The following is a 13947-nucleotide window of genomic DNA, read 5'->3' on the forward strand; positions in this document are numbered from 1 at the left end:
TAGTACGAGCACATGAGCGAAGAAAACGACACTCCGAAACGCACCCGCAAGCCGCTTGGCCTGAAGCGTTCGGTCGATAGCGGGGAGGTCAAGCAGACCTTCAGCCACGGCCGCACCAACAAGGTCGCGGTCGAGGTGAAGCGTCGCCGCAAGCTCGTGAAGCCCGGTGAGACACCTCCTCCTCCGCCTCCGCCGCCACCTCCGCCGCCGCCTCCCGCGACCAAGAAGGCTGCGCCGAAGAAGGAAAGCGGTCCGGCAGGGGAAACCGCTCAGGAAAAGGTCAAACGCCTCCAGCGTGAAGCCGAAGAAGAGCGCCTGAAGCTCGCCGAAGAAGCGCGCAAGCGTGACGAACAGGAAGCCAAGAAGGCTGCCGAGGACGAGAAGAAGCGCGCCGAGGAAAACGCGAAGGCCAAGGAAGAGGCTGCAAAACAGGCTGCTGAAGACGCCAAGGCCGCTGCTGAGGCAGAGAAGGCCGCCGAGGAAGCTTCTGCGGCTGCTCCGGCTGATGATGGCAAGAAGGCCCCGTCCGCGCGCAAGTTCACACCGGTCGCGCGTCCGGAGCCCAAGCGCCCCGAGAAGAAGCGCGAAGAAAAGCCCAAGCGTGGCGGTAGTACCGGCGGAGGCGACAAGCGTCGTTCCGGCAAACTGACCGTAAACCGTGCGCTGAACGAGGACGAAGGTCGCCGCGCGCGTTCGCTCGCTGCGCTCAAGCGTGCGCGTGAGAAAGAGCGCCGCGCACAGGGCGGCGGCTCCAGCCAGCCGCGCGAGAAGCAGATCCGTGATGTTGTGGTGCCCGAAGTCATCACTGTGGCAGAATTGGCCAAGCGTATGGGTGAAAAGGGCGCCGATCTGGTGAAGGAGCTCTTCAATCTCGACATGATGGTCACCGTCAACCAGACGATTGACCAGGATACGGCGGAGCTGCTGGTCGAGCAGTTCGGCCACAATATCGAGAAGGTCTCCGAAGCCGATGTCGATATTACCACTGAAGAGGATGTCGATCCGGAAGAAACGCTGAAGCCGCGTCCGCCGGTTGTGGCTGTCATGGGCCACGTCGATCACGGCAAGACCAGCCTGCTCGATGCCCTGCGCAAGACCAATGTGACGCGCGGCGAAGCGGGTGGGATTACCCAGCATATCGGTGCCTATCAGGTGACGACCAAGGACAAGTCCAAGGTCACTTTCCTTGATACGCCGGGCCACGCGGCCTTCACCGAGATGCGTCAGCGCGGTGCCAATGTCACCGATATCGTGGTGCTGGTGGTGGCCGCCGATGATGGCATCATGCCGCAGACGATTGAGGCGATTAATCACGCCAAGGCGGCGAATGTTCCGCTGATCGTGGCGATCAACAAGATCGACAAGCCGGAGGCCGACGCCAACCAGGTGCGCACACGCCTGCTCGAACACGAAGTGATCGTGGAAGAGATGTCGGGCGACGTGCTCGATGCGGAAGTTTCCGCCAAGACCGGCAAGGGTCTGGATGAACTGATCGAGAAGATCGCGCTGCAGGCCGAACTGCTCGAGCTGAAGGCTCGTCCGGATCGGGATGCAGAGGCCACCGTGGTCGAGGCACAGCTGGACAAGGGTCGCGGCCCGGTCGCCACCGTGCTCGTCAATCGCGGCACGCTGAAGCGCGGGGACACCTTTGTTGTCGGTACCGAAAGCGGCCGTGTACGTGCGCTGGTCAACGATCAGGGCAAGCAGATCAAGGAAGCCGGCCCATCCATGCCGGTCGAAGTCCTCGGCCTTGGCGGCGTGCCGTCAGCCGGTGACAAGCTGACCGTGGTCGAAAACGAACAGCGCGCCCGCGAAGTTGCTCAGTACCGTCAGGAAAAGGCGACCGAGAAGCGTACTGCTCTCGCGCCGACCAGCTTCGATACGATGTTCAACAAGAGCAATGTCATCGAATGGCCTGTGGTCGTGAAGGCGGACGTTCAGGGTTCGGTCGAAGCCATTGTGACGGCGCTGCACAACCTCTCGAACGACGACATCAAGGTCCGCGTCCTGCACGCTGGCGTGGGTGCTATCACCGAAAGCGATGTGACGCTGGCCAACGGCTCCAAGGCCCCGATTATCGGCTTCAACGTGCGTCCGAATGCGAAGGCACGTGACCTTGTGAAGCGTGACGGTGTGCGGATGATGTATCACGATGTGATCTATCATCTGACCGACGAAATCACGAAGGAGCTGCTTGGCGAGCTCGGCCCGCTCAAGGTCGAAAACGTCATCGGCCGCGCAGAGGTCAAGGAAGTGTTCAAGTCCGGCAAAAAGGACAAGGCAGCGGGTCTGCTGGTGGAAGAAGGCGTCATTCGCAAGGGCGTGCACGCACGTCTTACCCGCGAAGACGTTATCGTATCCGCCACGACCATCGCCAGCTTGCGTCGCTTCAAGGACGACGTGGACGAAGTCCGCGCGGGCCTCGAATGCGGTGTGGTTCTGGAAGACACCAACGACATTCAGCCGGGTGATCAGCTTGAAGTGTTCGAGGTGAAGGAAGAAGAGCGGACGCTCTAACGCCTGAAAACCGATGACCGAAAAGAACCCGATCCTCCAATGGCCGTCAGCCAAGCTGATGGGCGCCGAATTCGTCGCGATGGATGAGGAGAGCCTCACCGTCGAGATGGCGTTCACTCCGCCCGAAGGCTTCGCCAATATGCGCGGGCATGTGCAAGGCGGATTGCTGGCGGGGCCGATGGATGAGGCGATGGGCGCTGCGGTTTATCTTGGCACCAAGGGCAAGCTGCAATTGACGCTCGACATCAACCTCTCGCTGCTGCGCCCGGTCGCGATGGATCGCATCACCGTGAAAGCGCGCGCGGTCAAACCCGGCCGCCGGGTGACCTTTGTTGAAAGCGAGCTGTTCGATGTGAACGGCAAGCTGTGCGCCCGGGCGACGGCGACGACGATGACGACAGATTGGCCCGGCGCGAAGAGTGAGGGAGCGGACGCGTAATGGCCAAACACTCGCGCCCCGAAGACCAGTCCGTCCGCCTACTCAAGGTGGGCGAGCGTGTGCGCCATATCCTCTCCGAGCTGCTCGCGCGCGGGGAAGCGCATGATGACGTGCTGAGCGCGTCGAATATCGCTGTCACCGAGGTGCGCATGTCACCCGACCTGCGCAATGCCAAGGTCTACGTGAAGCCGCTGCTTGGCGAGGATGAGGCCACAGTGGTGAAGGCCTTGCGCACCAACACAGCGTTCTTCCAGCGCGAGGTTGCCCAGCGCCTCGGACTGAAATTCGCTCCCAAGCTGCAATTCCGCGCCGACGAGAGTTTTGACGAGGCGAGCCGCATCGACCAGTTGCTCGATGACCCGAAGGTGCGGCGGGATTTGGAAGGCGATCTGGAGGATGGGGGCGAGTAATCCCCAGACCCGTTCGTCCTGAGCTTGTCGAAGGACGCATGGTTCGCGCTAACGTGGTTCGACAGGCTCACCACGAACGGATGTAGCGCACTATGGCCAAGCTCTATTTCTACTATGCCAGCATGAACGCGGGCAAATCGACCACTCTGCTGCAGGCGGATTTCAATTATCGCGAGCGTGGCATGGATACGATGCTGTGGACCGCCGCAATCGATACGCGCGCCGATGCTGCCATCGCCAGCCGGATCGGGCTGGAGGCAGATGCGCATCGCTTTACGCCAGGTACCAATCTTTACACCGAAGTGATGCAACAGCACGGGCAGGGCAGGCTCGCCTGCGTACTGATCGACGAAGCGCAGTTCCTCACTGCTGTGCAGGTGTGGCAATGCGCGCGTCTGGCGGATGAGGCGGGTATTCCGGTGCTCTGTTACGGCCTGCGCACCGATTTCCGCGGAGACCTCTTCCCCGGCTCAGCCGTGCTTCTAGGCGTCGCGGACTCGCTCGTCGAGCTGAAAGCCGTGTGCCACTGCGGACGCAAGGCGACAATGAACCTGCGCGTAAGCGAGGATGGCAATGCCGTGGGTGAAGGCGAGCAGACCGAGATCGGCGGAAACGAGCGCTACGTGGCGCTATGCCGGCGGCACTTTGCCGGGCAATTGGGGATGTATCGGTAGCTAGCCGAGCAAAACGCTCCCCGCCTTCCAAGCCAGTACGCCCCACGCGATAGTCAGCACAAACACTGAAATTCCACCCAGCACATAGGCGGTCTTCTGGATGATCTCGCCGCCGTAGACGAAGGCGTTGATGCCGAAGGCGCGCAGGAAATAGGGCACGGCATTCATCCATCCGCCGTAGATTAGCGCCACGAGCAGCCAGAGCGGGATTGCCAGATCGAACAGAACCAGCAGCGCTGCAGCCAGCCCTTGCATGAAAGCCAGCATGATCCAGTCGAGATGGGCGGAGAGCAACTGGCGGAAATTGATACCGCGCGTTGCCTTTGTGAGCGGCTTGATCCGCAGATGCGGAATCATCATGAACATGCCGAGCAGTGAGGACCAGAATATCGCCAGCGCACCACTGAACAGCAGCCATTGCGCTGCGGTAGTGGCATCGACGGGCGCAGTCACAAGTCAAACTCGAACATCAGGATTTCCTCGGGATTAGGCTGCCACTTCCGATAGACGGCTTGCGCTTCGACATTGTCGGTTTCTGTCCCTAACCAGCAGCTTGTGCAGCCGTGCTCGCGGCCCCAGGTGACGGCTTCTTTCATCAGGCGTGTCCCGATCCCGCGATTGCGATAGTCGGGATTGGTGCCAAGCTCGTCTATATAGAGTTCATTAGGCTTGTCCGGGTGTAGGTGAAGATTGGCCATGACCATCGCCACCATTGTGTCGCCATCCATGGCCACGGCCAGAAAATGCGTGTGCGAGGCAAGGTGGGCGTCGAGTTTGTCCGGCTCCACCAGGTGATCGAACACCTCCGGAAGAATGCTTCTGAACAGGTGATCATCGCCCCTGTTGACGCGGTGAATTGCAATGCTGGCCAGATCTTCCGCCATCAAAACACTCCCACCTCGAGTCCTGCGGCCAGCGTTGCTCCCAGTTCGCGCACTTGAGCAATATCCGCATCGCCAATTACCTTCTGCGCCAAGATTTCTTCTTTGGTCTGCGCGCCCACATTGACGATCTGCGTATCTGCGACGCGTTTCAGCCTCCAGCCGGTGCAGATGCGTTCCAGCTGCCGTTGAGCGTTCTCACCGTCGGACCCGGCGCAGATCAGCGCGGCGTAGGGACGACCTTCGATCTGGCCGAGCACATCGTAATAGGTCCGATCGAACATGGCTTTCATCACGCCTGCGATGGCCGCGAGGTTTTCGGGGCAGGCGAAGATATAGCCATCGGCGCCAAGGAGATCGGCGGATTGCGCTTCTTCGGCAGCGAGGAAGCGCACATCGATACCACCAGCCTCCAGCGCTCCAGCCCGAGCAGCCTCGGCCATCTGGCGACTGCCGCCGGTGAAGCTGTACCAGACGATCAGGAGCGTCTTCACTCGGCAACCGGAAGTTGATCAAGAAACACGTTCACACCCGGGCCAAGCGGCAAGTCGAACACCACCCATGTCACTGTGATCGCCAGGCCAGCCGCGATAATGCCGAAGAAGTAAGGCATCATCAGCGCGGTGAGGCTGCCGAGGCCGAACTCTTTAACCCAGCGCTGGCAGAAGATCAGCACCAGCGGGAAATAGACCATCAGCGGGGTCACGATGTTGGTCGCGCTATCGCCCACGCGGTAGGCTGCGGTGGTCATTTCGGGCGAGACGCCCACCAGCATCAGCATGGGCACCAGTACCGGAGCCATAACGCTCCACTTGGCGCTGGCCGAACCGATCAGCAAGTTGAGCATCGCGCCGAACAGCACAATCGCCACCAGCATCGCCCACATCGGCAGACCGCTCGCTTTCAGCGCATCTGCGCCCGTTACCGCCAGCACGATGCCCATGTTGGACCAGGCGAACATCACCACAAAGTGTGCTGCAACGAAAGTGAGGACGAGGTAATAGGCCATGTCCTTCATCGCCTCGCTCATCATGGAAATGAGCTCGCGGTGATCTCCAATTGTCCCAGCTGCGCGGCCGTAAAAATAGCCGGGCACGAGAAAGACGAGGAGGAAGAAGGGCAGCAGGCTCTCGTAGAACGGCGTCATGCGGCCTTGGGGTGGCGCTTCTGGGTCGATCAGCGGCTGGATTGGGCCGATGGTGAGGAAAGTCCACAGTGCGATCAGGGCGAGGACGACGAGTCCGGCGTGCTTGAGCCCGCGTTTCTGGCCGTCGGTAAGGCCTGCATCCATGTCCTCGTCGGGCTGCTCACCAGCTTGCGACTGGTCGTATCGGCCCAGCCGCGGTTCCACAACGCGGTCAGTCACGAACCAGATCACCGGCAGGTAGGCGAGGGTCATCGCCGCGATAAAGTACCAGTTGCCCGCGATATTGACGGTGTAGTCGCCGAACACGGTCTGCACCGCCGCTTCGGTAATGCCGAGCAGCAATGCATCGAGCTGTCCAGGGAAGAGGTTGGCGGAGAAGGCTCCCGATACGCTGGCAAAGCTCACGCCGATGCCGAGTAAGGGATGGCGGCCAGCGGCATGGTAGATGATGCCGGCCAGCGGGATCATAACCACAAAGGCCGCGTCCGCCGCGTGGTTCGCCATCATGCAGGCGAGCGCCACCGATGGTGTCAGCCAAAAACGTGAAGCGCGCGCTACGCTGGCCTTCATCGCTGTGGTGAACAGCCCGGATCGCTCGGCGACGCCCGCGCCGAGCATCACCGTCAGCACCATGCCCAGTGGTGGGAAGTGGGTGAAGGTCTCGGGCACCAGTGTGAAGAGCCGCCGCAGGTTCGCCTCTGACAGCAGGCTTTCGACGGTGACGATGCGGTTGGTGCCCGTTTCGGGATCGATCTCGCCCGGATGCGCCGCGTTCCATCCCGCCATGCTCGCCACGATGGACAGCACGACGAGGATGAGAATGAAGTAGACGAACAGCAGCACCGGATCGGGCAGACGGTTGCCCGTTCGCTCGACCCAGCCGAGAAAGCCGCTTTGTGTCTGTGCTGTTGCCGTTGTGCTCATGTCATCCCCTCCTCAATGAGCCGAACCGGCTTACTGCGTCGCCGGTGCCGCCATGGCCGTGGCTTCCGGCAGGGCGTAACCCACCGGAGCATCGGGGCCGAGCGGGATGCCGAGGTAGAACCACGCCACGATCAGCAGTGTGCCCGAAATCAGCAGCCAGACGGAGTATGGCAGCATCATCGCAGTCAGGCTTCCGAGGCCGAAATCCTTCTGCCAGCGCTGCGCGAAGACGAGGATCAGCGGGAAGTAGACCATCAGCGGAGTGATGATGTTGGTCGCACTGTCACCCACGCGGTAGGCGGCGGTTGCGCCTTCCGGACTGATGCCAAGCAGCATGAGCATAGGTACGAGGATCGGTGCAAGCAGCGCCCACTTGGCCGATGCCGAGCCCACGAAGAGGTTGAGCAGTGCGGCAAAGATCACCATCAGGCCGAGCACGATGGGCAGTGGCAATCCGGTCGATTCAATCGCGGCGGCTCCGTGCACCGCAGTGATGAGGCCAAGGTTAGACCAGGCAAACATCGCGACGAAGTGCGCAGCAGCGAAAGCGAGGACGAGGTAATAGCCCATGTCCTTCATGCTTTCCGCCATCATGTTCACGAGGTCTCGGTGATCCTTGATCTTGCCGACTGCACGGCCATAGGCCCAGCCGGTCAGCAGGAAGAGCAGGAAGAACGCCGCCACCAGCGACTGGTACAGCGGGCGCAGTTCGGAATGGATTGAGCAATCGGCAATTGCGCTGCCGTCTTCAGCGACACAGGCGGCCTCGTTGATCAGCGGCGTGCCCGGCGCGAAGACCATCAGCACCCACAAACCGATCACGAACAGCGCGGCGAGGCCAGCGTGGCGCAGGCCCTTGCTGGCGAGCTCTCCGGTTTCTTCGGTCGGATCGGGGCTGGTCCCGTCAGCCGCGCCAGCCGAGGCACCGCCGTTCCATGCGCCCAGTCGCGGCTCGATAATCCTGTCGGTAACGTACCAGATGATGGGGAGGAACAGCACAGTCATCGCACTGATAAAGAACCAGTTGCCCGCGATATTCGCGGTCCATGCCGGGTCGAGCGCGCTTGCGGCCACGGCTTCCTCGGTAATGCCGAACAGCAGCGCATCGAGCTGGCCGGGAGAAATGTTGGCGGAGAAACCGCCCGAAACGCCTGCAAATGCCGCAGCGATACCTGCCAGCGGATGGCGTCCGGCAGCGGCGAACAGGATTCCGGCGAGGGGAATAAGGACAACGTAGCCAGCGTCAGCCGCGTGGTTGCCCAACATGGCAACCAGCGCGACAACCGGGGTCAGCAGCGACTTGGGAGCAGCCTTAACTGCCTTCGCCATGCCAGCCGCAAAGAAGCCCGAACGCTCGGCAACACCGGCACCCAGCATCACCACCAGCACGTAGCCGAGTGGATGGAAGTGCGTGAAGGTCGCGGGCATTTCGACCCACAGCCGCTGGATATTCTCGGGACTGAGAAGGCTCACCGCCTGTATCACACGGTTGGCGCCCGTTTCCGGATCGATCTCCACCGGGTGCGCTGCGGAAAGCCCTGTTATGCTGGCAACGATAGAAATGACCACGAGGATGGCGATCAGCCAGAAGAAGAGAAATACCGGATCGGGCAGCTTGTTGCCCGTCCGCTCGACCCAGCCGAGAATGCCGGTCTGCGTTGGTGTGGCGGTGGTGTCCGTCATGATGAGATCCTGTCCCTCGTGTTCTTTTGTTGTGCTGCGCCTAACACGGGAAGCACGGCAGGTCTTTACCCGTGCCCGCGCATTCCCCATCTAGGACGCTATGACTGATACCCTTCTTCTCGCAGCGATCCTGATCCCTTGCTTAATAGTGGCGATCGTTTTTCACGAAGTCGCTCACGGCTGGACCGCGCTGATGCTTGGAGATCCGACTGCGAAGGAGCGCAATCGCCTAAGCCTGAACCCGATCCGCCATGTCGATCCGGTAGGGACTTTGCTGGTGCCGGGAGGGCTGGCGCTCGCAGGGCTTCCGGTATTCGGCTGGGCCAAACCGGTGCCGGTGATCAAGCAGCGCCTGAACAACCCCCGCTTCGGAATGATGGCGGTGGCTGCGGCTGGACCGGGCACGAACTTCATTCTCGCGGCGATTGGTGCGATTGCTCTCGGCCTGATGGCGCCCGCATTGGCTGTGGAGGGGGCGGCTGAGCCGCACATTCTGGTCACCGGCCTGTTCTATTTCATATCGATCAACATTTTCCTTGCACTGTTCAACCTCCTGCCGATTCCGCCATTCGATGGGAGCCACGTGGTGGAGGGCTTGCTCCCGCGGTCGGCTGCGCGGATCTACGAGAAGATCCGTCCGCTCGGCTTTCCACTGCTCTTCGTTCTGCTGGTCGCTGTGCCTTATGTTTTCCCAGGTGCGGGCATTGTCGAGAACTTCGTGCTGCCGCCGGTTGAATGGGTAATGGAAAAGTATCTAGGACTTGCCGGAGCCATCGCCGGTGGCTGACCTTCCGCGGTCACACGGTTGGCTGATCCTCGACAAACCGCGCGGGCTTGGCTCGACGCAGGCCGTTGGTGCGGTGAAGCGTAACCTTCGGGAGGGCGGGTATCCCAAGACCAAGGTCGGTCATGGTGGCACGCTCGATCCGCTGGCGGAAGGTGTGCTGCCAATTGCCTTGGGCGAGGCAACCAAACTTTCGGGTCGTATGCTCGATAGCGACAAGACCTACGAATTCACGATCCAGTTTGGCGAGGAAACCGATACGCTCGATACCGAGGGCAAGGTTGTGGCGACATCGAACCGTCGCCCACCGCTCGCCGCCATCGCTGCAATCTGCGAGCACTTTACCGGCGAAATCGATCAGGTGCCGCCTAAATACTCGGCGCTGAAGGTCGACGGGAAACGGGCCTATGATCTGGCGAGGGCGGGTGAAGAAGTGGAACTGGAAACCCGGCGGGTCACGATCCACTCGCTCGAATTTCTCGGTCCGGACCTGAGCGGGGAGGGCGTATCGCCCTTCGACACGACGCGTGGCCGGCCAGACCCCTATGATCCGCAAGCGCCGCTCGAATTGGCGGACAGTGTCACGCTCGTCGCGAAGGTTTCAAAGGGTACATATATCCGCTCTCTGGCACGAGATATCGCACATGCCCTTGGAACGGTCGGGCACGTTACCTATCTGCGTCGCACACAGGCCGGACCCTTTAGCGAAAATCAGGCGATTTCGCTGGACAAACTGAATGAAATCGGTAAGGGCGCGCCCATCAAAGACCACCTTCTGTCACTGGAGGCGGGGCTGGACGGTATCCCGGCTCTCGCTCTCGATCAGAACAGTGCGCAGGCGGCCAGACAAGGCCGGGTCGTTTCTGATCTGCCCCACCCTGACGGGCTCTACTTTGCCAAGCTGGAGGAAACTCCGGTGGCCTTGGTGGAACTTGAAGGGGGCACGATGAAAGTCGTGCGGGGGTTCAATCTTTAACAGGATGCCGCAGAAGGTAACAAAGACATGTCGGTAACTACCGAAAAGAAGGCAGAGATTATCAAGGATAACGCCACTGCCAAGGGCGACACCGGTTCTCCGGAAGTCCAGGTCGCGATCCTGACAGAGCGTATTCGCAATCTCACCGAGCACTTCAAGGACCACCACAAGGATAACCATTCGCGTCGTGGCCTGCTGAAGATGGTCAACAAGCGTCGTTCGCTGCTGGCCTATCTCAAAAAGAAGGATCTGGGCCGCTACAACGACCTGATCCAGAAGCTGGGTCTTCGCAAATAAGAGTTTCCGAGGGGCGGCTCCAAAGGCCGCCCTTCGCTTATCTGGCATCCTTCGCAATTCGGTGGAGGGGCCTTGAGGCCAATCTGGGCCTCGCACCGGACCGGGACGGAATACCCGGCACTGTAGGCCCCGTACCGCAATCAGGCCGTGCGGGTCATTTTAGGAAAACACATGTTCGACAAGAAAACCGTATCGATTGAATGGGGCGGAAAAACCCTCACTCTCGAAACCGGTCAGATTGCCCGTCAGGCAGACGGCGCCGTCCTGGCCACCTATGGCGAAACCGTGGTGCTGTGCGCCGTGACCGCCGCCAAGAGCGTCAAGGAAGGGCAGGACTTCTTCCCGCTGACCGTTCACTATCAGGAAAAATTCTCCGCTGCGGGTCGTATCCCGGGCGGCTTCTTCAAGCGTGAAGGTCGCGCAACGGAGAAGGAAACGCTGACTTCCCGCCTGATCGACCGCCCCGTGCGTCCGCTCTTCCCGGAAGGCTTCTACAACGAAATCAACGTTATCTGTCAGGTGCTGTCGTACGACGGTGAGACCGAGCCTGATATCGTTGCCATGATCGCCGCTTCGGCTGCGCTGACCATTTCGGGTGTACCTTTCATGGGCCCGATCGGCGCTGCACGCGTCGGCTTCCGCAATGGCGAATACGAACTTAACCCGTCGCTCCAGACTGCGCTCGACGAAGAAGGTCGCCTCGACCTCGTCGTCGCTGCAACGCAGGACGCTGTGATGATGGTGGAGTCCGAAGCCAAGGAACTGACCGAGGACGAAATGCTCGGCGCTGTCATGTTCGCGCACGAAGAAAGCCGCAAGGTTATCGGCGCGATCGTTGATCTGGCTGAGCAGGCTGCCAAGGATCCGTGGGAAATCGACACTTCGGACGATACCAGCGCGATCAAGGAAAAGCTGCGTGGCATCATCGGTGACGACATCGCTGCCGCTTACAAGCTGACCGACAAGTCGGCCCGTTCGGATGCTCTGAACGAAGCACGCGCCAAGGCGAAGGAAGCTTTCGCCGAGGAAGAAGCGCAGACGCAGCTCGTCGCCAACAAGGCGGTGAAGAAGCTGGAAGCGGAAATCGTTCGCGGTGCCATCATCAAGGACGGCACCCGTATCGACGGTCGTAAGCTCGATCAGGTTCGCCCGATCGAAGCCATGGTCGGCCTGCTGCCGCGGACCCACGGTTCGGCGCTGTTCACCCGCGGTGAAACGCAGGCGATCTGCACCACCACGCTGGGCACCAAGGATGCCGAGCAGATGATCGATGGTCTGGAAGGTCTCTCCTACAACCACTTCATGCTGCACTATAACTTCCCGCCGTACTCGGTCGGTGAAGTGGGCCGTTTCGGCTTCACGGGTCGCCGTGAAACCGGCCACGGCAAGCTGGCATGGCGCGCTCTGCACCCTGTGCTGCCCGACCATGAAGACTTCCCGTACACAATCCGCGTCCTGTCAGACATCACCGAGTCCAACGGCTCGAGCTCGATGGCGACCGTTTGCGGTGGCTGTCTGTCGATGATGGACGCCGGTGTTCCGATCGAACGCCCGGTTTCCGGTATCGCCATGGGCCTCATCCTTGAAGGCGACGACTTCGCCGTTCTTTCCGACATCCTGGGTGACGAAGATCACCTTGGTGATATGGACTTCAAGGTGGCCGGTTCGAAGGATGGTATCACTACCATGCAGATGGACATCAAGGTTGCCGGCATCACGCAGGAAATCATGGCCAAGGCTCTGGAGCAGGCCAAGGCTGGCCGTGACCACATCCTGGGTGAAATGAACAAGGCTCTGGGTTCGGCTCGTACGGGTGTTTCGAAGCATGCTCCGCGTATCGAAACCATGCAGATCGACAAGTCGAAGATCCGTGACGTTATCGGCACGGGCGGCAAGGTCATCCGTGAAATCGTCGCGGAAACCGGCGCCAAGGTCGACATCGACGATGAAGGCGTGATCAAGATCTCGTCCTCCAACGGTGACGAAATCGCGGCTGCAAAGGCGTGGATCGAAGGCATCGTGGAAGAGGCCGAAGTCGGCAAGATCTACACCGGCAAGGTCGTCAACATCGTCGACTTCGGTGCATTCGTGAACTTCATGGGTGGCAAGGACGGTCTCGTCCACGTGTCCGAAATGAAGAACGAGCGTGTCGAGAAGGTGACCGACGTCGTTTCCGAAGGTGACGAAGTGAAGGTCAAGGTCCTTGAGATCGACGGTCGCGGCAAGGTCCGCCTGTCGATGCGCGTTGTTGACCAGGAAACCGGCGAAGAGCTGGAAGACACCCGCCCGCCGCGCGAACCGCGTGGTGACAAGGGCGGCCGTGGTGGACGTGGCGGCGGTGATCGCCGTGGCCCGCGCGGTGGTCGTGATCGCAAGGACGATCGTGGCGGTCGTCGCGGCGGCGGCGACAAGAAAGGCGGCGGTGACGATCACATGCCGGCTTTCCTGAAGGACGACTAAGTCCAGCCACTAGGCTACAACGGAGGGGCCGCGAGGGATCGCGGCCCTTTCCTTTTCTGGAGATCACCATGCTGCCACGTGAAGAAATCGCCACTGCCAAGATCCCTGGCGGAGATACGCTGACGCTTGTCAGTCACGGGCGTGATCACATCATTATGCTTGGACGTAACGAGCTGATGGGTACGCGCATGCAGTATAGCGAGGAACAGCTCGCTGTCCTCACGCTGGAGCGGCTGGAGAAGCCTGCTCCGCGCATGCTGATCGGTGGCTATGGCATGGGTTTCACCTTCCGTGCAGCGCTTGCCAACCTGCCGGAGGGCGGCAGCGTAACCGTGGCCGAGGTCGTGCCGGAAATACTCGAATGGGCAGAAGGGCCGCTATCGCACATCACCGGAGACTGTCTGAAAGACCCACGCGGAGAGGTGATCCTCGCCGATGTGGCCGCGCTGGTGGACGACGCGATCGACGGAACGACAGCGCCCTACGACGCTATCCTGATGGATGTCGACAACGGCCCCGACGGCATCGTTCGCGACGGTAACGAGCGGCTCTATACCCGCACTGGCATTGCCCGGATGCGCGATGCACTCAATCCGGGAGGGTTGATTGCGATCTGGTCAGCTGCGGACGATCACAAGTTCACGCGCCGTCTCATGGATGCCGGGCTTGATGTTAAGGTAGAAACGGTTCGGGCACGCCCTAACAACAAAGGCCCGCGCCACACGATCTGGTTTGCGCGGAAGCGCTGAGGGCAG

The 13947-nt window shown here is 60.9% G+C and carries 14 protein-coding genes; 9 read left to right on the plus strand and 5 right to left on the minus strand.

All coding sequences use genetic code 11. From position 1 onward, the window contains the following. The first annotated feature begins 12 nt into the window (after positions 1-12). From infB to OOZ52_RS00330, 4 genes are all read left to right on the plus strand, one after another. Positions 13-2517, plus strand: a complete 2505-nt coding sequence (gene infB / locus OOZ52_RS00315; RefSeq protein ID WP_274696491.1) for a translation initiation factor IF-2 — start codon at positions 13-15, stop codon at positions 2515-2517. 13 nt (positions 2518-2530) lie between these two features. Beyond that, positions 2531-2956: a PaaI family thioesterase gene (locus OOZ52_RS00320; protein WP_274696492.1), complete on the plus strand. Its 426-nt coding sequence runs from the start codon at positions 2531-2533 to the stop codon at positions 2954-2956. Further along, on the plus strand, positions 2956-3366 hold the full coding sequence (gene rbfA, locus OOZ52_RS00325; protein WP_274696493.1) for a 30S ribosome-binding factor RbfA: 411 nt from the start codon (positions 2956-2958) through the stop codon (positions 3364-3366). The genes OOZ52_RS00320 and rbfA overlap by 1 nt, the downstream gene beginning before the upstream one ends. Before the next feature lie 92 nt (positions 3367-3458). Next, the gene (locus OOZ52_RS00330; RefSeq protein WP_274696494.1) at positions 3459-4040 is read left to right on the plus strand and encodes a thymidine kinase; all 582 of its coding nucleotides are present in this window, start codon (positions 3459-3461) and stop codon (positions 4038-4040) included. Here the strand turns inward: OOZ52_RS00330 and OOZ52_RS00335 are convergent, their stop codons facing one another. Genes OOZ52_RS00335 through OOZ52_RS00355 form a run of 5 tightly spaced genes read right to left on the minus strand, consistent with a single transcriptional unit; the run spans position 4041 to position 8675 of the window. Continuing rightward, positions 4041-4493: a hypothetical protein gene (locus OOZ52_RS00335; RefSeq protein WP_274696495.1), complete on the minus strand. Its 453-nt coding sequence runs from the start codon at positions 4491-4493 to the stop codon at positions 4041-4043. Next, on the minus strand, positions 4490-4924 hold the full coding sequence (locus tag OOZ52_RS00340; protein WP_274696496.1) for a GNAT family N-acetyltransferase: 435 nt from the start codon (positions 4922-4924) through the stop codon (positions 4490-4492). Before OOZ52_RS00340 ends, OOZ52_RS00335 begins: the two co-directional genes overlap by 4 nt. Beyond that, positions 4924-5415, minus strand: coding sequence for a flavodoxin family protein (locus tag OOZ52_RS00345; protein WP_342454912.1), 492 nt, complete (start codon positions 5413-5415; stop codon positions 4924-4926). Before OOZ52_RS00345 ends, OOZ52_RS00340 begins: the two co-directional genes overlap by 1 nt. Then, positions 5412-6992: an AbgT family transporter gene (locus OOZ52_RS00350; RefSeq protein ID WP_274696497.1), complete on the minus strand. Its 1581-nt coding sequence runs from the start codon at positions 6990-6992 to the stop codon at positions 5412-5414. Before OOZ52_RS00350 ends, OOZ52_RS00345 begins: the two co-directional genes overlap by 4 nt. A gap of 30 nt (positions 6993-7022) precedes the next feature. Further along, entirely contained in the window at positions 7023-8675 is a 1653-nt protein-coding gene (locus OOZ52_RS00355) for an AbgT family transporter (protein WP_274696498.1), read from the minus strand. Positions 8676-8775: 100 nt separating this feature from the next. Between OOZ52_RS00355 and OOZ52_RS00360 the strand changes: the two genes are divergently transcribed. The 5 genes from OOZ52_RS00360 (at position 8776) to OOZ52_RS00380 (ending at position 13941) form a co-directional block, all read left to right on the plus strand. Then, on the plus strand, positions 8776-9462 hold the full coding sequence (locus tag OOZ52_RS00360; RefSeq protein ID WP_274696499.1) for a site-2 protease family protein: 687 nt from the start codon (positions 8776-8778) through the stop codon (positions 9460-9462). Next, on the plus strand, positions 9455-10435 hold the full coding sequence (truB, locus tag OOZ52_RS00365; RefSeq protein WP_274696500.1) for a tRNA pseudouridine(55) synthase TruB: 981 nt from the start codon (positions 9455-9457) through the stop codon (positions 10433-10435). The genes OOZ52_RS00360 and truB overlap by 8 nt, the downstream gene beginning before the upstream one ends. Positions 10436-10462: 27 nt before the next feature. Continuing rightward, the gene (gene rpsO / locus OOZ52_RS00370; RefSeq protein ID WP_274696501.1) at positions 10463-10732 is read left to right on the plus strand and encodes a 30S ribosomal protein S15; all 270 of its coding nucleotides are present in this window, start codon (positions 10463-10465) and stop codon (positions 10730-10732) included. A gap of 171 nt (positions 10733-10903) precedes the next feature. Then, entirely contained in the window at positions 10904-13192 is a 2289-nt protein-coding gene (gene pnp, locus OOZ52_RS00375) for a polyribonucleotide nucleotidyltransferase (protein WP_274696502.1), read from the plus strand. Between the two features lie 68 nt (positions 13193-13260). Beyond that, positions 13261-13941: a spermidine synthase gene (locus OOZ52_RS00380; protein WP_274696503.1), complete on the plus strand. Its 681-nt coding sequence runs from the start codon at positions 13261-13263 to the stop codon at positions 13939-13941. Positions 13942-13947: the final 6 nt, after the last annotated feature.

This window comes from Aurantiacibacter sp. D1-12, assembly GCF_028858515.1.
GTDB lineage: Bacteria > Pseudomonadota > Alphaproteobacteria > Sphingomonadales > Sphingomonadaceae > Alteraurantiacibacter.

Coding starts and splice junctions, on each gene's coding strand:
- infB (WP_274696491.1), top strand. CDS start 13: ATGAGCGAAGAAAACGACACTCCGAAACGCACCCGCAAGCCGCTTGGC.
- OOZ52_RS00320 (WP_274696492.1), top strand. CDS start 2,531: ATGACCGAAAAGAACCCGATCCTCCAATGGCCGTCAGCCAAGCTGATG.
- rbfA (WP_274696493.1), top strand. CDS start 2,956: ATGGCCAAACACTCGCGCCCCGAAGACCAGTCCGTCCGCCTACTCAAG.
- OOZ52_RS00330 (WP_274696494.1), top strand. CDS start 3,459: ATGGCCAAGCTCTATTTCTACTATGCCAGCATGAACGCGGGCAAATCG.
- OOZ52_RS00340 (WP_274696496.1), bottom strand. CDS start 4,924: ATGGCGGAAGATCTGGCCAGCATTGCAATTCACCGCGTCAACAGGGGC.
- OOZ52_RS00350 (WP_274696497.1), bottom strand. CDS start 6,992: ATGAGCACAACGGCAACAGCACAGACACAAAGCGGCTTTCTCGGCTGG.
- OOZ52_RS00355 (WP_274696498.1), bottom strand. CDS start 8,675: ATGACGGACACCACCGCCACACCAACGCAGACCGGCATTCTCGGCTGG.
- OOZ52_RS00360 (WP_274696499.1), top strand. CDS start 8,776: ATGACTGATACCCTTCTTCTCGCAGCGATCCTGATCCCTTGCTTAATA.
- rpsO (WP_274696501.1), top strand. CDS start 10,463: ATGTCGGTAACTACCGAAAAGAAGGCAGAGATTATCAAGGATAACGCC.
- pnp (WP_274696502.1), top strand. CDS start 10,904: ATGTTCGACAAGAAAACCGTATCGATTGAATGGGGCGGAAAAACCCTC.
- OOZ52_RS00380 (WP_274696503.1), top strand. CDS start 13,261: ATGCTGCCACGTGAAGAAATCGCCACTGCCAAGATCCCTGGCGGAGAT.